We start from the raw sequence: 23,438 nt of genomic DNA on the forward strand, positions 1-23,438 counted from the left end.
TCACCCCCCCCCCCCTCCCCCCCCCCCCCCCCCCCCCCCCACCCCCCCCCCCCCCCCCCCCCCCCCCCCCCCCCCCCCCCCCCCCCCCCCCCCCCCCCCCCCCCCCGACCGTCGGCACGGCCGCTCGTACGGCGGAGGCCGTCAGCCGCCCAGCGGCGAGCTGATCGGCAGGCCGCCGACCATGGTCGAATTCCTGGAATTGGCGGCCCGCGGACCCGCGCTGTCCGCTCCGGCGCCCTGCGTACGGTCGAACGCGCTGCCCAGCTCGTCGACCGCGCCGACGAGCCCCTTGACGTCGACGTCCTTCAGCGGTCCCGCGGTGGCCTGGCCGGGCCGGGCGTTGGCCTCGGCGCCGCCGTCCGCGAACGCGGGCGCGGCGCTGCCGAGCGCCATCAGCGAACCGGCAACGACTGCGGCGGCCTTCGTGTACTTCACTGTCGGATTCCCTTTCCGCAGCGACGGGTGTCGCTGTCGGTATCCGTAACGGGACCGTGCGTCGATCGGAAACCCCGCGCGGCGACCTGTTTGCGCCACGTGCCCGTACGACCACCCGAATGCCGCACAGGGCGCCCGCCCCGGTCGTACCGGTGCGGGCGCCCTGTGCGCGGTGGGTGCGGGGGCCGCCGTCCGGCCGACCCGGCGAGGGGCCCGCGCCGAGCCCCGCCGGCGGTCACTTCTTGGCTTTGGCGTCCGAACCGTCGGAGTCCGAGGACAGCACCGCGATGAACGCCTCCTGCGGCACCTCCACGTTGCCGACCATCTTCATCCGCTTCTTGCCCTCCTTCTGCTTCTCCAGCAGCTTCCGCTTGCGGGAGATGTCACCGCCGTAGCACTTGGCGAGCACGTCCTTGCGGATCGCGCGCACCGTCTCACGGGCGATGACGCGGCTGCCGATGGCGGCCTGGATGGGCACCTCGAAGTTCTGCCGCGGGATGAGCTCGCGCAACTTGGCGACCAGCCGCACCCCGTACGCGTACGCCTTGTCCTTGTGGGTGACCGCGGAGAAGGCGTCGACCTTGTCGCCGTGCAGCAGGATGTCGACCTTGACGAGCTGCGCCTCCTGCTCGCCGGTGGGCTCGTAGTCGAGCGAGGCGTAGCCGCGGGTCTTGGACTTCAGGTGGTCGAAGAAGTCGAAGACGATCTCGGCGAGCGGGAGGGTGTAGCGCAGCTCGACGCGGTCCTCGGAGAGGTAGTCCATGCCGAGCAGCGAGCCGCGGCGGGCCTGGCAGAGCTCCATGATCGAGCCGATGAACTCGCTGGGGGCCAGCACGGTCGCGCGGACGACCGGCTCGTGCACCTCGGCGATCTTGCCCTCGGGGAACTCGCTCGGGTTGGTGACCGTGTGCTCGGTGCCGTCCTCCATGATCACGCGGTAGACCACATTGGGGGCGGTGGCGATCAGGTCGAGGCCGAACTCGCGCTCCAGCCGCTCCCGGACCACGTCCAGGTGCAGCAGGCCGAGGAAGCCGACGCGGAAGCCGAAGCCGAGCGCGGCGGAGGTCTCCGGCTCGTAGACCAGCGCGGCGTCGTTGAGCTGGAGCTTGTCGAGGGCCTCGCGCAGCTCCGGGTAGTCCGAGCCGTCCAGCGGGTACAGGCCCGAGAACACCATCGGCCGCGGGTCCTTGTAGCCGCCCAGGGGCTTGGTGGCGCCCTTGTTGAGGGAGGTGATCGTGTCACCGACCTTGGACTGCCGCACGTCCTTCACGCCGGTGATGATGTAGCCGACCTCGCCGACGCCGATGCCGTCGGCGGCCTTCATCTCGGGCGAGGAGACGCCGATCTCCAGCAGCTCGTGCGTGGCCCCGGTGGACATCATCCGGATCCGCTCGCGCTTGTTGAGCTGACCGTCGACGACCCTGACGTAGGTGACCACGCCGCGGTAGGAGTCGTACACCGAGTCGAAGATCATCGCGCGGGCCGGGGCGTCCGCGACGCCGACCGGGGGCGGGACCTCGGCGACGACCTTGTCGAGCAGCACGTCGACGCCCTCACCGGTCTTGGCGGAGACCTTGAGCACGTCGGAGGGGTCGCAGCCGATGAGGTGCGCCAGCTCGGCGGCGAACTTCTCGGGCTGGGCCGCGGGCAGGTCGATCTTGTTGAGGACCGGGATGATCGTGAGGTCGTTCTCCATCGCCAGGTACAGGTTGGCGAGGGTCTGCGCCTCGATGCCCTGGGCCGCGTCGACGAGGAGGATGCAGCCCTCGCACGCGGCGAGGGAGCGGGAGACCTCGTACGTGAAGTCCACGTGCCCCGGGGTGTCGATCATGTTCAAGACATGGGTCGCACCCTGCTCCGGGCCCTCCGTGGGCGCCCAGGGCAGCCGGACCGCCTGGGACTTGATCGTGATGCCGCGCTCACGCTCGATGTCCATGCGGTCGAGGTACTGCGCGCGCATCTGCCGCTGGTCGACCACTCCGGTCAGCTGGAGCATCCGGTCGGCGAGCGTCGACTTTCCGTGGTCGATGTGCGCGATGATGCAGAAGTTACGGATGAGAGCCGGGTCGGTACGGCTCGGCTCCGGCACGTTCGAAGGGGTCGCGGGCACGCAGGGTCCATTCGGTGATTGAACGCGGCTAGCGCGGCTGAGCGCGGCTAGGCGGGGCTCGGGCATACGCCCCCATCGTCCCATGAGCGGCGGCCGAGGTCCGGTTTGGGAGGCCGGAGAGCCTGCTGGTAGCCTGGTCCACTGTGCCTCGTGCCCTCTGTGTGCGAGGCGCTCATGGAAATCCGACGAACCTGAGAAGGCTCTTTCGTGGCGAACATCAAGTCCCAGATCAAGCGGAACAAGACGAACGAGAAGGCGCGCCTGCGTAACAAGGCCGTCAAGTCCTCGCTCAAGACCGCGATCCGTCAGACCCGCGAGGCCGTTGCCGCCGGTGACCTGGAGAAGGCCACCGCTGCCGCCGCCCTCGCCGGCAAGAAGCTCGACAAGGCCGCCAGCAGTGGCGTGATCCACAAGAACGCCGCCGCCAACAAGAAGTCGGCGATGGCCAAGCGGGTCGCCTCGCTCCAGGGCTGAAGCCTCGCGTAGCTCCACAGCATTACCTCGGGGCACTGCCCCGGACTCGCCGGACAGGACTCAGCGGACCCTCTCTACCGCTCCGGTCCGGAGGCTCCAGCCATTGACTGGGGCACCGCGCCGCACACGAGCCTGCGTTCGCCACGCGGGTGCGGCGCACACAGCGTGAATCCGAAGGCCCCGAGCCTGCCCTTCCCCAGGGCGGCTCGGGGCCTTCGACGTGTTTACGGGGCTGCTCGTGTTGTTCACGGAGCTTGGTGTTGTCCACGGGGCTTGGTGTTGTTCACGGGATGTGTGGGGAAGTGCATATGGCCCGCGCGTCGGCGGGTGGCGCGTACCGCATACCGGCCTCGCGTACCGCGTACCGCACGCCGACCTCGCGTACCGCACGCCGGTCCGTACGGGCCGGCGCCACCGTTAACCGTTACGTGCCCCACCCCGCCGTTACGTGCCCCAGGCCGCCGTGCCGACGGGGAGGCTTCCGGTCGCGCGGTTACCGGCTTTGGGCGCGGGCGGCGCGGGCCACCGCGACGACGGCCTTCTCCAGGGCGTACTCCGGGTCGTCGCCGCCGCCCTTGACGCCCGCGTCGGCCTCGGCGACGGCGCGCAACGCGTCGGCGACGCCGTCCGCGGACCAGCCGCGCATCTGCTGGCGCACGCGGTCGATCTTCCAGGGCGGCATGCCCAGGTCGCGGGCCAGGTCGCCGGGGCGGGCGCCGCGCGGGGCGGAGGCCAGCTTGCCGATCGCCCGGACGCCCTGGGCCAGGGCGCTGGTGATCAGTACGGGCGCGACTCCGGTGGACATCGACCAGCGCAGCGCCTCCAGGGCCTCGGCGGCCCTGCCCTCGACGGCGCGGTCGGCGACGGTGAAGCTGGACGCCTCGGCGCGGCCCGTGTAATAGCGGGCGACCACGGCTTCGTCGATGGTGCCCTCGACGTCCGCGACGAGCTGGGAGCAGGCGCTGGCCAGCTCGCGCAGGTCGCTGCCGATGGCGTCCACGAGGGACTGGCATGCCTCGGGGGTGGCGGAGCGGCCGGTGGCGCGGAACTCGGAGCGTACGAACGCGAGCCGGTCGGCGGGCTTGGTCATCTTGGGGCAGGCGACCTCGCGGGCCCCCGCCTTGCGGGCCGCGTCCAGCAGGCCCTTGCCCTTGGCGCCGCCGGCGTGCAGCAGAACGAGCGTGATCTCCTCGGCGGGCGCCGAGAGATAGCCCTTCACATCCTTGATCGTGTCCGCGGAGAGGTCCTGGGCGTTGCGGACGACCACGACCTTGCGCTCGGCGAAGAGGGACGGGCTGGTCAGCTGGGCGAGCGTGCCGGGCTGGAGCGCGTCGGAGGTGAGGTCGCGCACGTCGGTGTCCGCGTCGGCGGCGCGGGCGGCCGCCACCACCTGCTGCACGGCTCGGTCGAGGAGGAGGTCCTCCTGGCCCACCGCGAGCGTGACGGGGGCGAGCAGGTCGTCGGGGGAAGGTTTCCTGGCCATCGCGGTCCAGCATCCCATGCGGCACTGACAGCGCCGCGCGTGCCGGAGAATGTGGGGGTGAGCGACGTACGACATGTGCTGGTGCTGCCCGACCGGGATGCCGCGGAGGAGGTGGCGGAGTCCCTTGGGGACCGCTTCGGCGTGCGTGAGGAGCCGCAGCTCGTCCGGGACGCGCTGGCGGGCGAGGACGACGCCGAGGACGCGCAGTGGCTGGTGGTGATCGAGGACCCGGCGGGGCGGCTCGACGCCGCGGCGCTGGACGAGTTCGCCGCGGAGTGGGAGGGCTGGCGGGAAGCCGGCCACTGACCCGCCCGTTCCAGCTCCGGGACCGCGTTGGGATCTCAGTCCGGCTTTGGATCTCAGACCGGCTGTGACTCCGGGACCGGCTCCGGGACCGGCTTTGGCCACAGGGTCATCCCGTCGCACTGTGGCTTTGGGTCATGAGGGCGGCGAGGTCCTCGGGGTGCAGGAAGGACGGGGGCGGCGGCGGGCCCCAGCTGAACAGCCCCTTGGCGCCTTCGAAGACCTCGGGCGCCCACAGTTGGTCGTCGATGACGCAGTCCATGTCGGAGTAGTACTCGGAGAAGTTGCCGGCCGGGTCCTTGAGGTACCAGAAGAAGTTGGACCCGGCGTGGTGGCGGCCCAGGCCCCAGACGTGCCGCTCCGGGTGGTCCTCCAGCATGGCGGCCGCGCCGCGGCCGACCTCGTCGACGTCGTCCACCTGCCAGGACGTGTGGTGCAGGAAGGTGACGGGCGCCTTGAGGACGAGGATGTTGTGGTGATCGGTGGAGCAGCGCAGGAAGGCGCCGGAGTCCTTGATGTAGTCACTGGCCTTGAGCCCGAGGCCGTCGCGGAAGAAGGCGGTCGTGGCGTCGAAGTCGGCCGTGCCGACGACGGCGTGGCCGAGCTTGCGCGGGCGGACCGGTGCGGAGCGCTGGGTGCCCGGCGCGCGCGAGCCCGCGCGCTCGACGCGGCCGGGCCCGTTGCAGGGCGTGGCCGGGACCGTCGGCTGTGCCATTCGCGGGGCGACGTCGAGGACGGCGCGTAAACCGGTGGCCTTGTCGTACGTGGTCAGCGACGTGCCCGTGGACTCGCCCCGCACACCGATGCGTTCGAGCCGGAACGCCGCGGCCGCGAGGTCATCGGGGTCGTCGACGCCGATGCGCACTTCGGTCAGGCGGCGGGTCGGGGCGTGCACGATGCGCAGTTGGCGCCCCGCGTCGCGGGTGGCGAACCAGCCGTCGCCGTCCGGAGAGAGTCCGAGGTCGGCGTAGTACGCGGCCGTCTCGGCGACATGGGGGACGCCCATGGTGATGGAGATCAGGCGGTGCAGCGCCATGGCGGGGCTCCTTCGTCCGTAGGTGTTCATCCGCACGTCCACACATTCACCCGTCCGCAAGTCCGCATGCTGGCGGGGACGTGGCGACTGCCAGCAGACTCTGCCAATTGAGCATGATGATTACAGGGATACTGTGCCGCTGCTGTTCAGAGCGTCAAGAGGGCGTCGATGTAATATCCATAATGAATACATTCGGCTATGTCGAGGAGCGCCGTGAACACCGCTCGCCCCGCAGCACCCAGTCGGGCCGAACAGGCCGCGGGCCGCGTCGCCGCGCTGGTCAAGGACGCCGCGCCCGGCACCCGGCTCGGCACCAAGGAAGAGCTGCGCGGTCAGTGCGCCGTCTCCGTGGGAACGTTCAACGAATCCCTGAGACTCCTCCAGGCGCGCGGCCTCGTGACCGTCCGCCCGGGGCCGGGCGGCGGGATCTTCTCCTCGGAGCCGTCGCCGATGGTCAGACTGGGCAACTCCGTCCTCGCCCTCGACGCGCAGGAGACGGACGTCGCCGAAGCCGTCCGCATCAGGGACGCGCTCGATCCGCTGCTGATCGAGGACGCGCTCTGGCACGCCTCGCCGGCCGACTTCGCCCGGCTGCGCCGGCAACTCGATGTCATGGCGCGGGCCGTGGAGGGCGCCGATGCCGACGCCTTCGTGCGCGCGAACTGGCGGCTCCACGCGCAGATCGCGGCGATCAGCCCGAACGCCCTGCTCCGCTCGCTCTACAACAACCTGCTCGATCTCATCGAGTCGCACACGCTGGGCGTCCTGCCGGGCGGTGAACAGCCGCTCGGCGAGTACATCGCCCACCGCCACGAGCTGCACCGCGACATCGTGGACGCGCTCGAACGGCGGGACCGCGACGCAGCGCTGCGGCTGATCCGCGAGCACCACACCAGCCCCAGGAGCCCGCTGGACAACGCCCCGTTCCCGGAGGGCTCTTGAGGTGACCGCTTCGCCGGGCCGGCCCGGCGCCCATGACGCCCCTGCCCGCATCGCCGTGTCGGACGGGCCCGCTCCCCGCAGCTTCCAGCAGCTGCGGGGGCAGCCGGTAGGCGTCGTGATCTTCAGCGTCGTGGTCAACAAGGACACGGGGATACATAACCTGACGCTGCGTCAACTGCGGGACGTCTACGCCGGGAAGTACCGCAACTGGAACCAGCTCAACGGCAACGGCCAGGAAATCCGCTTCGTCAGCCGCACCTCCAACTCCGGCACCCGCAAGGTCTTCGAGCAGAAGGTGCTGCGGGGCGGCACGGAGCCCGTCGCCTCCTCCGACGACTGCCACAACAAGGACCGGATTCCCTCCGCACGGTTCGTCAACTGCGAGCTGAGCAGCACCGACCAGCTCGTCGCCGAGGTCAACCGGGTACCGGGCGCCATCGGCTACGGCGAGATGTCCGCCGCCACCAAGCAGCCGAACGTCAACCGCATCCTGCTGGACGGCGGCGAACCCGACATCGAGCGCGTACGTCAAAACACCTATCCCTTCTGGGCGGTCGAGAACTTCTACACCTACGGGCCTCCCAAGAACGGCTCCCTCACCGCCAAGTTCCTCACCTACCTCAGCGGCGACACCACCAAGAACACCATGCGGACCTACGGCCACGTGCCCTGCGCCGACCTGCGGGCCCGGCCGGACTCCCCCTGCGCCCAGCCCTGAGCACCCCGGAGCCGTCCCCCAGCACCGCGATCGGCCCGTCCCTATCGGTGCGCAGCACGGCCGCACCGCCGGACCGCAACGCCGCGACCGTACGGGCCGACGGGTGCCCGTACAGGTTGTGCGCCCCGCAGGAGATCACGGCGAGGCGCGGTCTCAGGCGACGCATCAACTCGGGGTCCTGGAACGCCGACCCGTGATGAGCGACCTTGACCACATCCACCGTCGGCAACTCGGGGTGGGCCGCCAGCAGGGCCTGCTGCGCGGGCGGTTCGAGGTCTCCCAGCAGGAGCACGGTCAGCCCCGCCGTACGGACGAGGAGCGTGACGCTCGCGTCGTTGGGGCCGTCCTCGACGGCTGCCGGTGCGGGGCCGGACAGGGGCGGGGGCGGGGGCCACAGCACCTCCCAGGAGAGCCCGCCGACGCGCCGCCGCTCCCCCGGCATCGCGGCGATCACCGGCACCCGCCCGGCGGCCGCCGCACGCCGCACGGCCGCCACCTGGTCGGGCGGCTCTTCGAGCGTCGTCGTCTCGATCGCGCCGACGGCCCGGCCGCGCAGCGCGCCGGGCAGCCCCTCGGTGTGGTCGGCGTGAAAGTGCGTGAGGACCAAAAGCGGCACGGTGTCCACGCCGAGGGCGCTCAGGCACCGGTCGACGGCGCGGGGTTCGGGCCCGGTGTCCACCACGACAGCCGTGCCGCGACCGGCGGCCAGGACCAGCGCGTCGCCCTGACCCACATCGCACGCCACCATGCGCCAGCCGGGCGGCGGCCAGCCGGTGATCGCCCGGGTCAGCGGGGCCGGGCGGACGATCGCGACGAGCAGGAGCAACGCGCACGCCGCGCACAGCAGGGGGTGCCGCAGCGCCCTGCGGGCCGCGAACACGGCGAACCCCGTGACCACCGCCAGCAGCAGCCCGCCGCCCCACCCCTCCGGCCAGCCGAACTCCGCGCCCGGCAGCCCCGCGCCCGTACGGGCCACCGAGGCGATCCAGCCGGCCGGCCACCCCGCGAGCCAGGCGAGGAACTCGGCCACCGGCAGGGCGAACGGCGCGACGGCGAGCGCGGCGAACCCGAGCACCGTGGCGGGGCCGACCGCCAGCTCGGCCAGGAGGTTGCAGGGGACGGCGACAAGGCTGACGCGGGCGGCCAGCACCACGACGACCGGGGCACAGACCGCCTGGGCCGCCGCGGCCGCGGCGAGCGCCTCGGCCACCCGAGGCGGCGTCCCACGCCGTCGCAGGGCCGCGCTCCAGCGCGGGGCGATGGTCAGGAGGGCGCCGGTGGCGAGCACGGACAGCACGAAGCCATAGCTGCGCGCCAGCCACGGATCGTAGAAGACCAGCAGCATCACGGCCCCGGCCAGCGCGGGCAGCAAGGCCCGACGGCGGCCGGTGCCGATGGCGAGCAGCATGATGAGCCCGCACGCCGCGGCCCGGAGCACGCTGGGGTCCGGGCGGCACACGACGACGAACGCGAGCGTAAGCCCGCCGCCGAGCCACGCCGTGCCCCGCAGCGGCACCCCGAGCCGAGCCGCCAGCCCGCGCCGCTCCGCGCGCACCGCGAGGTGCGCGGGGCCGATCAGCAGCACGAGGATGATCGTCAGGTTGCTGCCGGAGACCGCGAGCAGATGCGTCAGGTCCGTGGCCCGGAACGCCGCGTCGAGTTCGGGTGGGACCCGGGCGGTGTCGCCCACCACCAGCCCCGGCAACAGCGCGCGGGCATCCGGCGCCAGCCCGTCGGTCGCCTCGCGCAACCCCGCGCGCAGCCGCCCCGCCACACGCTGCACCGCCGTCGGCGGGCCGGTCACCCGCGGCGGACCGCCGCCTCCGACGCGCACCACTGCGGCGATCCGGTCGCCTCCGTGCGAGGGCGGGGCCAGTTGTGCCCGTACACGCAGCCGTGTGGAGGGAAGCAGGCGCAGCCAGTCGGCGGGCGGCCGGGTCCTGGCGCTGGGCTGCCGGACGATGACGAGCACCGGCGTCCGGGTGGCCGTCGTGCGGCCGTCCGCCGTGGTGACCCGGCCCGCCTCCGCCTCGAACATGACGCCCGGAGCGGCCCGCACCGCCCCGCGCGCCTTCGGGCGCACGACGTGCGGGTCATCGGTGACCGTCAGTTCCATGGCCGCGTCGCCGTACTGCCGGGCCAGCCCCGGAAGCGGCCCGCGCCGGGTGTCCGCGGCGTGCAGGGCGGCCGAGGCCGCACCGGCCGCGGCGCAGAGCAGCACGGTCGCGACTGCCACCCTCGTGCCGGGCGTCCGCCGCCGCGCCGGGCCCCTGTGCGGTTCATCCCCCGTCCCTGTCCGTACCGCGCGAACCGCCCGGCCCGCCTGCCCCGCCTGCCGCGGCGGAGCCGGCCCAGCCGGCGATGGCGACGGCGACGGCGACCGCGACGGCTCAGCAATGCGCATGATCGTCCCCCCGTTCCGGCGCGCGGCCAGCAGCAACAGGGCGGCTACCAGGGCAGCGCTCCCGCAGGCCACCGCCACGGCGGTGCCGGGGGCAGTCAGCGCGAGGGCCGCGGCCGCCCATGTCGCGAGGGCGGGAAGAACGAGGCGCAGATCGGGCGGGCCTTCCTGGTGCGGGTCGGCGGCGCCGTGCGGAGAGCGCGCGCCGGCGTGGACCGCGTGGCGGGGGACGGTCATGGCTGGACCAGCGGGCGGAGGTCGGCGAAGCGGCGGGCGCCGATGCCGTTGACGTGGCGGAGTTCGTCGATGGAGGTGAACCCGCCGTGCTGGGAGCGGTAGTCGAGGATGTGCTGGGCCAGCACGGGGCCGACGCCGGGGAGGGTGTCGAGTTGCGCGGCGGTAGCGGAATTGAGGCTGATCGGCGCGGCCGGGCCGGCGGCTCCGCCCGGGGCCCCGCCCGGCTCCGAAGCGGGGGCCGGGGCGGGGGCGGCGGCCGGCGGCTTCCCCACCGCGATCTGTTCGCCGTCCGTGAGGACCCGGGCCCGGTTCAAGCCGCTGGTGTCCGTTCCCTCCCGGACGCCGCCCGCCGCCCTGAGCGCGTCGGCGACCCGCGCACCGGCCGGCAGCCGACGGACACCGGGCGCACGCACCTTCCCCACGACGTCGACCACGACCCGCTGCCCACCCCGGCCTGCCACGGCTGGTGGAGCCGGAGTGGGGCGCGGCCTCGCGGACTCGGCGGCGGGTGCCCGTACCGTCTGCGGACGACCCGTCCAGAAGTGGTGGACCGCGAAGACGCACACGGCCAGCAGCACCGCCGCCACGGCCGCCAGCGTCTTCGGTTCGATACCGCAACGGAGCTGGACCCACAGGCGTACCCGCTCCCCCAGCCCGAGCGCCCAGTGGCCACGCTGCTCCTGGACACGCGCCTCGCTGCCAATGCCGCTGCCGCTGCGGCCCTGGCCCCCTCCACCATCGCCACCGACACCTCCGCCGACGACGCCGGGCGCCTCCGCCGCGCCCCGGCTCGTACCGCTCTCCGGCTTCATCCGGAACACATCGGACAGGCCACCCCGGCTGCCCCGATCACCCCGGCTGTGCTCGCCACTTCGGCCGTCCCAATCGCCCAAGCCGCCCCCGCCACTCGGGCTGACTCGACTGCCCCGGCTGACCACGCCGCCCGGGCCAAGCCGATCAACCCCGATGTCCCGATCGCGATGGCCGCCCCCGTTGTCCCCCGCATCCGAGGGCACCGCCAAGCGCCCAGCCACGGCCCCCGCACCGGCCACCGCACCAACAGCGGGTCCAGCCCCCACGCCCCCACGAGCGCCGACGACCGTACGGGCAGCCCCGTCAGCGAGCAGCGCGCCAGCGGACGCCCCGTCGGGAGCCCGTAGCGGTGCCTCCCTCCCGTCGCGGGGGCCGAAGCCCAACGCCCCGCTCCCGCCCCCCGTACCCGACGAGGGCACCGGTACCAGCACCGGCGCAAGCCCCAGCCCCGACAGCCACCGCCCGCCATCACCAAACGCACCCGCCCCACGCCCACCCCAGCCCCCCGACGACACGTCCCCCGAAACCGCCGCAGCCCGCCCCGGCGCATCCGCGAAGAGTTCGGCCGCGCGCTCGCGGGCCGCAGCCGGAACCGGGCTCGGCGCGCGGCGCGAGGCCCAGCGTCGGCGGGTGCGTGGGTCGGCGCCGCGCCCCGGCCCCGTCGTCGCTGTGCGTGATCGTGGTGTCATGCCAACCGACGGTAGGCACGATCAGCCGATCCCGCTGAAAGCCCTCAAATTCCGTGGATAACTCGCCAGTTGTGGATAACCCGGTCACCCTCACGGGTGGTCACCGAGGCGAGACCACAGCCCCCAGCAGCCCCGGCCCCGTGTGCGCCCCGATCACCGCGCCCACCTCGCTGACGTGCAGTTCCGCAAGGTCCGGCAGCCGGCCCCGCAGCCGCTCGGCGAGTACGTCGGCCCGTTCGGCGGCTGCCAGATGGTGCACCGCGACATCGACGCGGCTCGCCCCGGCCCGCTCGACCACGATCTCCTCCAGCCGGGCTATGCCCTTCGAGGCCGTACGCACCTTCTCCATCAACTCGATCCGGCCGCCGTCCAGTTGCAGCAGCGGCTTGACCGCGAGGGCCGAGCCCAGCAGCGCCTGAGCGGCGCCGATCCGGCCGCCTCGCCGCAGATAGTCGAGGGTGTCGACGTAGAAGTACGCGGCGGTGCCTTCGGCCCGCTTCTCGGCCGCCGCGACGGCCTCGTCCAAGGACCCGCCTGCGTCCGCCGTCTCGGCGGCGGCCAGGGCGCAGAAGCCGAGGGCCATCGCGACCATGCCGGTGTCCACGGCCCGTACCGGAACGGGCGCTTCCCGCGCCGCGAGCACCGCCGCGTCGTACGTACCGGAGAACTCGGCCGACAGATGCAGCGACACGATGCCCGTCGCGCCCGCCTCGGCCGCCGCGCGATAGGCGGCGGCGAAGACCGCGGGGCTCGGCCGGGAGGTCGTCACCGGCCGGCGCTTCTGGAGGGCCGTCGCGACCGAGCGGGCCGAGATCTCGGTGCCCTCTTCGAGCGCCTCGTCGCCGAGCACGACCGTCAGCGGCACGCTCGTGATGCGGTGCCGCTCCATCGCCTGCTGCGGCAGGTAGGCCGTGGAATCGGTGATGATCGCGACATGGGGGGACATGCCCCGGAGGTTACCCGTCGGGCTCTTCCGGCGGCAGTGCAGACCCCGCCGGTCGATCACCCCACCTTACGTGCGTTGCCCAGTGAGGTCAGAGGGTGTTCTCGGGTCGTCCGGTCTTCTGCCAGGGGTAGGCGGGGCGTCGCCAGTCCCGGCCGCCCGAGATCGCGGACGGCTTGCCCCCGGCCCCCTCACCCGCGCCCGCGCCCGCGCCCGTAACGCTCCCGGACCCGTCGCCCTGACCCGCGCCCGTAGTGCTGCCGCGCCCCGTGCCCGCACCCGTAGCCCTCCCGGAACCGGCCCGCTCCGCGCCCTTCGAACCGGCCGCACCCTTCGACCCGGCCGCGCCCAACCCGCCGTCGACCCCATCGACCCCGTCGAGCCCATCGACCCCGCCCGCCCCATCCGCGGGCACCCAGTGCCGCAGCGCCCCCGCCTCCAGGTCGATCTGGTCGTTGAGCGCCGCGAAGTCGTCATCGCTGAACTGCCGGGCCCGGTCCTGCGCCGCCCAGCGCAGCGAGTTCGCGGAGTGCCGCACCCGGTCCGTACGCTCCCGCAGTTCGGGCAGCCGGGCCGCGACGCGGGCCTTGTCCGGCTCGCCCTCCAGCCGCCGCAGCTCGTCGTCGAGCTGGTGACCGTGCTCGCTGAGCCGCTCGAAGAGGCCCATCGCCTCGGACAGCGAGGCGTCCTCCGGGACGGCGAGGCGCAGCGCGTCCTGCGTCGCCCGCATCGCGGAGCGCAGCGACAGCCGCAGCTCGGCCAGTTCGCCGACGGCGCCGGACTGGGTGTACTGCTTGGCCTTCAGCCGGGTGTCCTCGACCGTCCGCCGGGTCTGGTGGACCGTGCGGTCGACGCCGCGCTTCACGGCCCGTACGGTCTTGACGGCGGCGATCACCCCCAGCGCCACGAATACCGCGAAGAACAGCGCAACGATCACGGCGACGACCTCCATGGGCGCTCCTCAGCGGCTCGGCGGGAATGTTCTCCAACGGCCGTCGGCGGTCCCGCTGCGGGCTCCGCAGCCTTCTTCCGGCAATCCGGCAATCCGGCATTCCGGCTTTCCGGCTTTCCGGCATCCGTCGGTCGTCCATCCGTCGGTGGTCTTCCGCCTTCCTCCACCGTCTTCCTCCACCGTAACCGCCGCGGGCAGGCCGCGGGTCCGAATGGACCCCCAACCTGCCCTTAGGGAACAACCCCGACCTCGGGAAATCCCCGGCCTCGGGGCAGCGCCCCGAGGCGTCACTCCGGCGGCTACGCGGGAACGATGTTCACCAGCTTCGGCGCCCGGACGATCACCTTCCGGATGCCCGCGCCGCCCAGCGCCGCGACCACGGCCGCGTCGGCCAGCGCCAGCTTCTCCAGCTCCTCGTCGGAGATCGACGGGGAGACCTCCAGCCGCGCCTTGACCTTGCCCTTGATCTGTACGACGCAGGTCACGCTCTCGTCGACGACGTACGCGGGGTCGGCGACCGGGAAGTCGTGGTGGACCACGGAGTCCTGGTGGCCCAGCTTGCGCCACAGCTCCTCGGCGATGTGCGGGGCCAGCGGAGCGATCAGCAGCACCAGCGGCTCGGCGACGGACCGCGGCACCTCGCGCACCTTGGTGACGTGGTTGTTCAGCTCGGTGATCTTGGCGATGGCGGTGTTGAAGCGCAGCCCGGACAGGTCCTGCCGGACGCCGTCGATGGCCTTGTGCAGGGCGCGCAGCGTGTCCTCGTCGGGCTCGGCGTCGGCGACCGCGACCTCGCCGGTGGCCTCGTCCACGACGTTGCGCCACAGGCGCTGCAGCAGCCGGTACTGGCCGACGACGGCCCGCGTGTCCCAGGGGCGCGAGACGTCCAGGGGGCCCATCGCCATCTCGTACAGGCGCAGCGTGTCGGCGCCGTACTCGGCGCAGATCTCGTCCGGCGTGACGGCGTTCTTCAGGGACTTGCCCATCTTGCCCAGCAGCCGGCTGACCTGCTCGCCCTGGTAGTAGTACGCGCCGTCGCGCTCCTCCACCTCGGCGGCCGGTACGGCGATGCCGCGGCTGTCGCGGTAGACGTACGCCTGGATCATGCCCTGGTTGTACAGCTTGTGGAACGGCTCGGCGGAGGAGATGTGCCCCAGGTCGAAGAGCACCTTGGACCAGAAGCGCGCGTACAGCAGGTGCAGCACGGCGTGCTCCGCGCCGCCGACGTACAGGTCGACGCCGCCGTGCGGCTGGCCCTCGCGCGGGCCCATCCAGTAGCGCTCGGTGTCCGGGGCGACCAGCTGCTCGCTGTTGTGCGGGTCCAGGTAGCGCAGTTCGTACCAGCAGGAACCGGCCCAGTTGGGCATCGTGTTGGTCTCGCGGCGGTATCGCTTCGGGCCGTTGCCGTCGCCGAGGTCCAGGGTGACGTTCACCCAGTCCTCGTTGCGGGACAGCGGGGTCTCCGGGGAGGTGTCCGCGTCGTCGGCGTCGAAGGTCCGGGGGGAGTAGTCCTCGACCTCGGGCAGTTCCAGCGGCAGCATCGACTCGGGCAGCGGGTGGGCGATGCCGTCCTCGTCGTAGACGATCGGGAAGGGCTCGCCCCAGTAGCGCTGGCGGCTGAACAGCCAGTCGCGCAGCCGGAAGTTGACGGTGCTCTCGCCGACTCCGCGCTCGGCCAGCCACTCGGTGATCGTCGCCTTGGCGTCGGCGACGCCCAGGCCGTCCAGCGAGATCTCCCCGTTCGCGGAATTGACCAGCTTCGCGTCGTAGGAGTCGAAGGCGGCGTCCCAAGTGGCCGGGTCCGTGCCGCGGTCGTCGGCGGGCTCGACGACGCAGCGCATCGGCAGTTCGAAGGCGCGGGCGAAGGCGAAGTCGCGGCTGTCGTGCGCGGGGACGGCCATGATCGCGCCGGTGCCGTAGCCCATGAGCACGTAGTCGGCGATGAAGACGGGGGCCCGCTCGCCGCTGACCGGGTTGGTCGCGTACGCGCCGGTGAAGACGCCGGTCTTCTCCTTGGCGTCGGCCTGCCGCTCGACGTCCGACTTCGAGGCGGCCTGCTTGCGGTACGCGGCGACGGCGTCGGCGGGGGTGGCGTGGCCGCCGGTCCAGACCTCGTGGGTGCCCTCCGGCCAAGCGGCCGGGGTGATCTTCTCGATCAGCTCGTGCTCAGGGGCCAGCACCATGTAGGTCGCGCCGAACAGCGTGTCCTGCCGGGTGGTGAATACCGTGATCTTCTCTTCCCCTACGGGGAATACCACACGCGCGCCTTCGCTGCGCCCGATCCAGTTGCGCTGCTGGAGCTTGATGGCCTCGGGCCAGTCCAGCCCGTCCAGGTCGTCCAGCAGCCGGTCGGCGTAGGCGGTGATGCGCATGTTCCACTGGCGCAGCTTGGCCTTGAAGACGGGGTAGTTGCCGCGCTCGGAGCGGCCGTCGGCGGTGACCTCTTCGTTGGCCAGTACGGTGCCCAGGCCGGGGCACCAGTTGACGGGCGCGTCGGAGGCATAGGCCAGGCGGTGGCCGCTCAGGACGTCGGCGCGCTCGACGGCGCTCAGGTCGCTCCACGGGCGCCCGTCCGGGGTCGGCCGCTCGCCGCCGGCGAACTGCTCCACCAGCTCGGCGATGGGGCGGGCGCGCCGGGCCTCCTCGTCGTACCAGGAGTTGAAGATCCGCAGGAAGATCCACTGCGTCCACTTGTAGTACTCGGGGTCGATCGTCTCGACCGAGCGGCGCTTGTCGTGGCCCAGGCCCAGCCGGCGCAGCTGCCGCCGCATGTTGGCGATGTTGGCCTCGGTCGAGGCCCGCGGGTGGGTGCCGGTCTGTACCGCGTACTGCTCGGCAGGCAGCCCGAAGGCGTCGAAGCCCAGGGTGTGCAGAACGTTGTGGCCGGTCATGCGGTGGTAGCGGGCGTGCACATCGGTGGCGATGAAGCCCAGCGGGTGGCCGACGTGCAGCCCCGCCCCCGAGGGGTAGGGGAACATGTCCATGACGAACTTCTTGGGCAGCGCCACGGTCTCGGGCGCGCCCGCCAGGTCGCCGCTGGGGTTGGGCGCCTCGTACGTGCCGTTCGCGTCCCAGAAGTCCTGCCAGCGTGCCTCGATGTCAGCGGCCAGCGCGGCCGTGTAACGGTGCGGCGCGGCTGCCTCGGCGGCGGAATTGGTCTCGCTCATCGTCCTAGCTCCATCGATCGTCTCTGCCTGTCTGCCCGCATCTGGAATTGCGCCTGAAATGCAAAATCCCCTCGCACAGGAGGGGACGCCGCGCCGAGTCCGACCTGGTGGATCCACCGGTCGGTGCTGATCAGCGCGGCCAGCTAAGCAGAAGGCGTACGGCACGCATGTGGTCAGGTTACCGCAGCCGCCGAAAGGCCCGCACCGAGGTTTGTCCCGGTGCGGGCCATGCCGTCGCCGTACGGGCGGGCCGCCGGCCGATCGGCGGAGGCGGCGCCCGGCGGGCGCCGGGCCGCTCGGCGCAGGAGGCGCCCGGTCGGCGCCGGGCCGCTCAGCGGCCCGTAGCGCAACGCCGGTCAGGGCCGCTCAGCGGCCTTGGCGGCGCCCAGCCAGTACGGGCGCGTACGGGACCCCGCTCAGTGGCGCTTCCCCGGCCGGTACGAGGTCACGTAGTCGCTCGCCGGGGAGCCGACGCCGGTGACGTTGTCGTAGCCGACGGTCGCGGAGAGCGAGCTGTCGCCGCCCAGGCTGCGCAGCGAGGTGAGCAGCCCGTCCTTGGCGTCGAAGCCGTTGGCGTAGTCGACGCGGACGACGCCGAGGCCGCGGCCGCGGCCCAGCGGGTGGTCGGTGACGTCGTGGTAGGCGCCGGTGCCGTACCGGTCGTAGATGCCCGGGTTGGCGAAGCCGACCGGCACGCCGTGCCGCGCCTGCTGGACGAGCGCCTGGACGCCCGCGATCACCGGCGCGGCCAGCGAGGTGCCGCCGATGCGGTACTCGGCGTACTGCTGCGAGCCGTCAGGGAAGGTCTGGGTCTGGCCGACCAGGAAGCCGGTCTGCGGGTCGGCGACCGCGGAGATGTCGGGCTCGACGCGCATCGGCTTGGAGCCGTTCGCCTTGGAGAGCGAGTCCGGGACCACGCCGCGCTGGTAGAAGGGCTGCTCGTAGAGCTTGCTGGTGCCGCCGCCCGCGCCGCTGTTGTACGCGCCGGGCAGCGAGGTCCAGCTGTCGCCGCTCTTCGACAGGTCGGACTTGTGGGTGCCCCAGCCGGTCTCCCACTGGTACGTGTTCCCCTTGCCGACGGCGAGCGAGGTGCCGCCGACGGAGGTGACCCACGGGGAGTTGGCGGGGGTGTCGACCTGCTTCGTGCCGGTCTTGGCGACGTTGTCGCCGTTGTCGCCGGAGGAGAAGTAGAAGCCGATGCCCTCGACGGCGCCCAGCTGGAAGATCCGGTCGTAGGCCGCGGCCGTGTCCGGCGTCTCGTTGGCCTCGACGTCGCCCCAGGAGTTGGAGACGATGTCGGCGAGGCGGTTGTCGACGACCTTGTTCAGGGTGTCGATGAAGTCGTCGTCCTGGCAGGACGCGGCGCCGACGTAGACGATGTCGGCCGCGGGGGCGACGGCGTGCACGGCCTCGACATCGAGGGTCTCCTCGCCGTACCAGCCGGCCGCGCCGCACTCGTTCTCGCCGGTGTGCGTGTACTCGTCGGGCAGCACCTGGGAGAGCTGGCCCTTGCGGTAGCTCTTGTCGCCGTTGCGCTTGGCGTACCGCTGGGCGTCCTCGGCGATGGTCGGCGAGGCGTACGCGTCGGTGATCGCGACGGTCACGTCCTTGCCGGTGAAGTTCTTGGCCCCGTAGGCGGCGCGCAACTGCTTGCCGGTGTAGCCCTTGACCGCGTACGGCTGGTGCGTCCCGTAGGCCGACGGCAGGTTCTTGTTGACCTTCGAGCCGTAGTACGTGGAGAACGGGCCGGAGTTGCGGTAGACGGCGCTCGGGGGCGGCAGCGTCGCGTCGTGCTTGGCCAGCCGGGGGGCGTTGTTGAGGCCGACGACGGTGAGGACCGCGCCGTTCAGCGCCGTGGGCACGGTGGCGTCGCTGGACGGGGCGTGGTAGGTCTTCCCGTCCTTCGCGTAGTTGTGCAGCCGGGTGCCGAACGCCTTCTCGGCGGCGGCCGTGTCGCCGCTCACGGAGACGTAGTGGCCGTTGGCGCCGGTCACCTTGAGGCCGGAGGAGGTCAGCCAGTCGCCGACCTTGGCTATCTGCTCCTTGGTGGCGCCGAAGCGGGCCTTCGCCTGCTTCGCGCTCAAGTACTTGCCGTACGAGGCCGAGTTCGGGTCCGAGACGGACCGGGCGTACGCGGCCAGGCCCGGGGCGTCGCGCCCGGCGAGGTAGACGCGCACGGCGACCTTGTTCGACTGGGGCGTGTCGCCGCGGTCGGCCTTCGGCGTGGCCCACAGGGGCTTGGTGCCCTGGAGCGCGTGCCGGTCGTGCGGGCCGGAGTCGGCGTTGGCGGTGGGCACACCGAGCGCGAGTGCGCCGGCGACCAGCGGCAGTGTCGCCGCCGCGGCCAGTCCGGCGCGCGCTCTGGAGCGGCTTGATCTCATGGAACCCCCTGCGGTCCGATCCATCGCATGTGACGGAGGTGCCGGATGTAGCACCCACGTAAAACGTCACTCTTTCGGTCAACTGTTCATACAGGGGGCATGCGTTCACCAAGAAGGACCCAAGGAAGGGTCATGATCAGGCATGCAATACGGCGTTCACCACCGGATACCGGCGAAGCGCGGCTGAACGAACCGACGTTAGCAGCGGCGCACCGCCGGCCGTCGCGGTTGCCGGAAGGCCGCCGTACCACCGGGCCCCGGTGCCTAGCGTCCGGGCATGCACATCCACCGCAGAGGCCGCGCCGGAGCCCTGGGACCGCCCCGTCGAGCGCTCGCCGCCGGGACCCTCGCACTGCTCGCCCTCGCCCTGGTGCTGCCGTTCGCTGCGGCGGGCGGACCGCGCCGGTTCCTCGACTACACCGGCGGCGTCCTCACGCTGCTCTCCCTGACCGCCACGGTCGTCTGGGGCCTCATCGCGTCCGGCCGCATGCTGCTCACCCCGCGCGGGCGGCTGCTCGCGCAGGCCGTGCACCGCGCCACAGGGGTCTGCGCCCTCGGCTTCCTGCTGCTGCACATCACCCTCAAGGTCGCTGACGCGCACATCGGGCCGGCCGCCGCCCTGCTGCCGTTCTCCATGGGCGTACGGGGCGCGGGCGGGCTCATCGGGCTGGGGTCGCTGGCCGGCTATCTGATGGTGCTCGCCGCGGCCACGGGCACCCTGCGCAGCGTCTTCGCGGGGCGCGGCCGGGCCGCGGGCCGCTGGCGGGCCCTGCACGCGTGCGCGTATCCGGCCTGGTGCGCGGCGATCCTGCACGGCCTCAAGTCCGGCCGCCCGCCGTCCGCCTGGGTGAGCGCCTGCTACGGGCTGTGCCTGGCGGCGGTGGCGGGCGCGCTGGTCCTGCGGCTCGTACGGACCCGTCTCGCCCGGCGGCGCGCCGCCGGCCCGGCGCGTACGGCGCCGGGGGTGCCGTCGGCACGGCGCCGGGCGCCCGACGCGCCGCTGGTCCCCCGGCCGCGCTCCGAGGCCGGCCCGTTCTCCCCCGCCCTCGGCCGCTCCGCGCGCGACACGGCGGGTGACGGGTCGTGAGCGCGCCTCCCGGGGAGCGGCCGGCCTCCGGCCCGCTGCCCGACGTGCCCGAAGTGATCACCCTCGGGGTGCCGCGGCTGACGGCCGGATTCGGCGACGCGGAACGGCTGGAGCGCCGGGCGCATCTGGTGGTGCACGGGTCGATGCCCTCGCTCACCGAGGACCAGGTGACAGAGGTCGCCGATACGATCGGATTGAGGGGACGGGGCGGAGCGGGCTTCCCGTTCGCGCGGAAGATGCGGGCCGTCGGGGAAGCCGCCCGGCGGCGCGGGATGCGGCCCGCCGTGGTGGTCAACGGCTGCGAGGGCGAACCGGCGTGCCGCAAGGACGCCGTACTGCTGCGCCGCGCGCCGCACTTGGTGCTGGACGGCGCGCTGCTGGCGGCCGGGGCGCTGGGCGCGCGCACGCTGGTGATCGGAGTGACACGAGAGGCGACCGAGGAGTCCGTACGGGCCGCACTGGCCGAACAGGGCCTCGCCGACCGGCGCGGGCGAGCCCTCCGCGCGCGCGTCGTCCGGCTGCCCGAACGGCTGGTCTCGGGCGAGGCGTCCGCGCTGCTGCGCGGAGCGGACGGCGGCTCTCCGCTGCCGCCCGGGCGGCGCGTCCACGCCTCGGAGGAGGGGCTCGGCGGCGTGCCGACGCTGCTGTCCAACACCGAGACCTTCGCCCAACTGGCGCTCGCCGCCCGCCTCGGCACGGCCCGCTACACCACGACCGGCACCCCCGCCGAACCGGGGACGCTGCTGCTGACCGTGGCCGGCGCGGTCCGCCGCCCCTGCGTCGTCGAGGCGCCGAGCGGCGTGCCCCTGCCGTACGTGCTGGAGCTGTGCGGGGCCGATCCGGCGCCGCCGGGGGTGCTGATCGGCGGCTACCACGGCGGCTGGCTGGACCAGTCGGCCGCGTACGGCGCCGCCCTCTCCTACGAGGGGCTGCGGGCCCAGGGCGGGACGCTCGGCGCGGGCGCGGTCCTGCCGCTGCCCGCCGCCACGTGCCCGCTCGGCGAGACCGTACGAGCCGCCCTGTGGCTCGCCGCGGAGTCGGCCGGGCAGTGCGGCCCCTGCCGACTGGGGCTGCCCGCGCTGGCCGGGGCGCTCGCGGACGTGGTGGGCGGCGGCGGGCGGGACGCGCTGGAGGCGGTACGGCAGACGGCCCGGTCCGTGCGCGGACGGGGCGCGTGCGGGCATCCGGACGGGGCGGCCCGCTTCGTGCTGTCGGCACTGACGGCGTTCACGGACGACCTCGCGGCGCACGTCCTGGGGGACGGCTGCGGGCGCGGGACCGCCGGGGTACTGCCCCTGCCGTCGCCCGACGGGCCCGGCACACCGGGCGGGCCGAGCGTGCCGAGCGGCGAGCGGCTGGCCGTCGACTGGACGCTGTGCGAGGGCCACGGCCTGTGCGCGGGGCTGCTGCCGGAGCTCGTACACCTCGGCCCGGACGGCTTTCCGGCGCTCGCGAACGGGGAGGTCCCGGCGGCTTCGAGGGGGCGCGCGCTACGGGCCGTACGCCGCTGCCCGGCGCTGGCACTGCGTCTGGAGAGGCGTGAATGAGCGTGGCCCGCCCCGCGTGCCCGAGGGCGTACCCCTATGGGGACCGGGCGACGGGCCGGGCGACGGGCCGGGGGACCTGACAACGAAAAGATCCCGCCCGGTCGAATCGACTGGACGGGATCTTCGGATTGTGGAGCTAAGGAGAATTGAACTCCTGACCTCCTGCATGCCATGCAGGCGCTCTACCAACTGAGCTATAGCCCCGCGCTGCGGTCCGCCCGGTTGCCCCGGCGGCTCCGCCTACATTACACGGATGCCCCCGCCCCTTGCCAAATCGGTTGCCGGCTGACGCTTGAAGCGCACGGGCGCGGGGTATGTCAGCACCCCGCGCCCGCTCATTCCTCATGACGCCGGACGACGTCCGAGGCGACTCCCTCCCCGGACCGCAGCGACCGCGGCGACCTCCGTGGCTTAGTGACCTCCGTACCTCAGTGGTGGCCGCCGTGCCCATGACCGGCGTCACCGTGGTGGAGCTTCATCACCTCGGCCGGCATCACCACCAGCGGCCGCATCATCCCCATGTCCTCGTGCTCCAGCAGATGGCAGTGGTACATGAACCGGCCCTGCGCGCCATGGAAGCGGCCGATCACATTCACCATCTGCCCCGGCGGAACCTGAATGACGTCCTTCCACGCCGAGTCACCCGGCGAGACGGTCGTGGTCCCCCCGTACTCCAGTGGGCTGCGCGTCCCGCCCAGTTGGGGATCGAACGGGCTCCCAGGGCCCTGCGGGTAGAGATCGCGACTGAGCACCTGGAAGTCGATCAGATGGATGTGCATCGGATGGGTCCCCGCCCCGCCCAGGTTGAGGAAGCTCCACTGCTCCCAGGCGTCGTGCTCGACCATGAAGCCGAGGGCGTCGTCGAAGGTACGGGCGCCCCGCCGGTACGTACGCACCTTGCCGTCGGCCCCCTTGATCTGCACCACGCCCTCGCCGGGGATCTTGACGTGGCCCGGATCGACCTCGTGCATCTCCCAGATCTCCGGGTGCGCGTTGCCCACCGTGCCCGGCGGGGTGAGCGCCACCAGCCGATGCTCGTGCTTCGGCACGGTGTCATGGGTGATGCGCCGGAAGGACTCCGAGACCACCTGCGGCAGCACGAACGGGTCGCGCACCGGCCCGCCGCCCACCCGCACCTGCATGATCTGCGGGTACGGGACGCCCGGCGCGGCGTTCTCCAGCCGGACGCGGCGCCCCCGCAGCCGCCCGAAGTCGACCAGCAGATCGATCCGCTCGGCCGGTGCGACGGACAGCGGCTCGTCGACCGGTACGGGACGGGGCAGCAGCCCGCCGTCCGAACCGATCTGCCACGCCGCGCCGCGCACCTGCTCCCCCGTCGCGTCGTCGACCAGCCGGAGCTGGAAGGTCCGGGCGTTGGCCGCGTTGAGCAGCCGGAAGCGGTACCAGCGCGCCGAGACGTCCAGATGCGGCCAGATGACGCCGTTGACCAGGGTGTACGGGCCCACGAACGGCAGCGTCACATTCTTGTCGGCGGCGTCCTTCCCAACGACGACGGTCTTGTGCAGCAGCCGCCCGGTCAGCCGGCCGTCCTCGTCCTGGTCGAGGTTGCGGTCCTGGATGATCAGGGGTATCTCGTGCTCTCCCGCCGGAAGCCGCAGCGCCCGCTCCTCGTCGTCGCGCACCAGATACAGGCCGGCCAGCCCCGAGAAGACGTTCCAACGGGTGATGTCCATGGCGTGGTCGTGCCCCAAGGGAGCAA

Annotated in this window: 17 protein-coding genes and 1 tRNA gene; 6 read left to right on the top strand and 12 right to left on the bottom strand. The window is 72.8% G+C overall.

The window, feature by feature from the left end; translation table 11 throughout:
- Nucleotides 1-141 precede the first annotated feature (141 nt).
- Entirely contained in the window at nucleotides 142-435 is a 294-nt protein-coding gene (locus tag AC07AB_RS24320) for a hypothetical protein (RefSeq protein WP_478570366.1), read from the bottom strand.
- A 235-nt stretch (nucleotides 436-670) separates the two neighbouring features.
- Nucleotides 671-2,545, bottom strand: a complete 1,875-nt coding sequence (gene lepA / locus AC07AB_RS24325) for a translation elongation factor 4 (RefSeq protein ID WP_478570368.1) — start codon at nucleotides 2,543-2,545, stop codon at nucleotides 671-673.
- Between the two features lie 207 nt (nucleotides 2,546-2,752).
- Here lepA and rpsT point away from each other — a divergent pair, with 207 nt between their 5' ends.
- Nucleotides 2,753-3,019, top strand: coding sequence for a 30S ribosomal protein S20 (gene rpsT, locus AC07AB_RS24330; RefSeq protein ID WP_363229944.1), 267 nt, complete (start codon nucleotides 2,753-2,755; stop codon nucleotides 3,017-3,019).
- Nucleotides 3,020-3,512: 493 nt separating this feature from the next.
- On the opposite strand, the gene holA is transcribed toward rpsT, so the two are convergent.
- On the bottom strand, nucleotides 3,513-4,502 hold the full coding sequence (gene holA, locus AC07AB_RS24335; RefSeq protein ID WP_478570371.1) for a DNA polymerase III subunit delta: 990 nt from the start codon (nucleotides 4,500-4,502) through the stop codon (nucleotides 3,513-3,515).
- A 57-nt stretch (nucleotides 4,503-4,559) separates the two neighbouring features.
- Between holA and AC07AB_RS24340 the strand changes: the two genes are divergently transcribed.
- Nucleotides 4,560-4,808: a hypothetical protein gene (locus tag AC07AB_RS24340; RefSeq protein WP_478570374.1), complete on the top strand. Its 249-nt coding sequence runs from the start codon at nucleotides 4,560-4,562 to the stop codon at nucleotides 4,806-4,808.
- Between the two features lie 106 nt (nucleotides 4,809-4,914).
- Here AC07AB_RS24340 and AC07AB_RS24345 read toward each other — a convergent pair whose 3' ends face one another.
- Nucleotides 4,915-5,841 carry a VOC family protein gene (locus AC07AB_RS24345; RefSeq protein WP_478570377.1) on the bottom strand — a complete coding sequence of 309 codons (927 nt, stop codon included), beginning with the start codon at nucleotides 5,839-5,841 and terminating at the stop codon, nucleotides 4,915-4,917.
- Between the two features lie 213 nt (nucleotides 5,842-6,054).
- Between AC07AB_RS24345 and AC07AB_RS24350 the strand changes: the two genes are divergently transcribed.
- Both AC07AB_RS24350 and AC07AB_RS24355 read left to right on the top strand, forming a co-directional pair.
- Nucleotides 6,055-6,783, top strand: a complete 729-nt coding sequence (locus AC07AB_RS24350; protein ID WP_478570380.1) for a FadR/GntR family transcriptional regulator — start codon at nucleotides 6,055-6,057, stop codon at nucleotides 6,781-6,783.
- 1 nt (nucleotide 6,784) lies between these two features.
- Nucleotides 6,785-7,501 carry a substrate-binding domain-containing protein gene (locus AC07AB_RS24355; RefSeq protein WP_478570383.1) on the top strand — a complete coding sequence of 239 codons (717 nt, stop codon included), beginning with the start codon at nucleotides 6,785-6,787 and terminating at the stop codon, nucleotides 7,499-7,501.
- On the opposite strand, the gene AC07AB_RS24360 is transcribed toward AC07AB_RS24355, so the two are convergent.
- The 6 genes from AC07AB_RS24360 to AC07AB_RS24385 all read right to left on the bottom strand — a co-directional run bounded on the left by AC07AB_RS24360 (nucleotide 7,404) and on the right by AC07AB_RS24385 (nucleotide 19,084).
- A complete protein-coding gene (locus tag AC07AB_RS24360; protein WP_478570385.1) occupies nucleotides 7,404-10,139 on the bottom strand; it encodes a ComEC/Rec2 family competence protein in 2,736 nt (911 codons plus the stop codon). The two genes, AC07AB_RS24355 and AC07AB_RS24360, sit on opposite strands and share 98 nt — an antisense overlap.
- Nucleotides 10,136-10,951, bottom strand: coding sequence for a ComEA family DNA-binding protein (locus AC07AB_RS24365; protein ID WP_478570388.1), 816 nt, complete (start codon nucleotides 10,949-10,951; stop codon nucleotides 10,136-10,138). The genes AC07AB_RS24360 and AC07AB_RS24365 overlap by 4 nt, the downstream gene beginning before the upstream one ends.
- A gap of 790 nt (nucleotides 10,952-11,741) precedes the next feature.
- A complete protein-coding gene (locus AC07AB_RS24370; RefSeq protein WP_478570391.1) occupies nucleotides 11,742-12,587 on the bottom strand; it encodes a DegV family protein in 846 nt (281 codons plus the stop codon).
- An 88-nt stretch (nucleotides 12,588-12,675) separates the two neighbouring features.
- Nucleotides 12,676-13,536 carry a hypothetical protein gene (locus AC07AB_RS24375; protein WP_478570393.1) on the bottom strand — a complete coding sequence of 287 codons (861 nt, stop codon included), beginning with the start codon at nucleotides 13,534-13,536 and terminating at the stop codon, nucleotides 12,676-12,678.
- 299 nt (nucleotides 13,537-13,835) lie between these two features.
- Nucleotides 13,836-16,703 carry a leucine--tRNA ligase gene (gene leuS, locus AC07AB_RS24380; protein WP_478570395.1) on the bottom strand — a complete coding sequence of 956 codons (2,868 nt, stop codon included), beginning with the start codon at nucleotides 16,701-16,703 and terminating at the stop codon, nucleotides 13,836-13,838.
- A 416-nt stretch (nucleotides 16,704-17,119) separates the two neighbouring features.
- A complete protein-coding gene (locus AC07AB_RS24385; protein WP_478570398.1) occupies nucleotides 17,120-19,084 on the bottom strand; it encodes a S53 family peptidase in 1,965 nt (654 codons plus the stop codon).
- A gap of 277 nt (nucleotides 19,085-19,361) precedes the next feature.
- On the opposite strand from AC07AB_RS24385, the gene AC07AB_RS24390 reads away from it, so the two are divergent.
- Nucleotides 19,362-20,171, top strand: coding sequence for a hypothetical protein (locus tag AC07AB_RS24390; RefSeq protein WP_478570401.1), 810 nt, complete (start codon nucleotides 19,362-19,364; stop codon nucleotides 20,169-20,171).
- Nucleotides 20,168-21,718: an NADH-ubiquinone oxidoreductase-F iron-sulfur binding region domain-containing protein gene (locus AC07AB_RS24395; RefSeq protein ID WP_478570403.1), complete on the top strand. Its 1,551-nt coding sequence runs from the start codon at nucleotides 20,168-20,170 to the stop codon at nucleotides 21,716-21,718. The genes AC07AB_RS24390 and AC07AB_RS24395 overlap by 4 nt, the downstream gene beginning before the upstream one ends.
- Before the next feature lie 131 nt (nucleotides 21,719-21,849).
- Here AC07AB_RS24395 and AC07AB_RS24400 read toward each other — a convergent pair.
- Together AC07AB_RS24400 and AC07AB_RS24405 are read right to left on the bottom strand one after the other, a co-directional pair.
- Nucleotides 21,850-21,922 (bottom strand) — tRNA-Ala (locus AC07AB_RS24400).
- A gap of 224 nt (nucleotides 21,923-22,146) precedes the next feature.
- Nucleotides 22,147-23,412 (bottom strand): multicopper oxidase family protein, encoded by a 1,266-nt coding sequence (locus AC07AB_RS24405; RefSeq protein ID WP_478570406.1) that lies wholly within the window; start codon nucleotides 23,410-23,412, stop codon nucleotides 22,147-22,149.
- Between the last annotated feature and the right edge of the window lie 26 nt (nucleotides 23,413-23,438).

It is taken from the genome of Streptomyces sp. NPDC044033 (assembly GCF_056434425.1).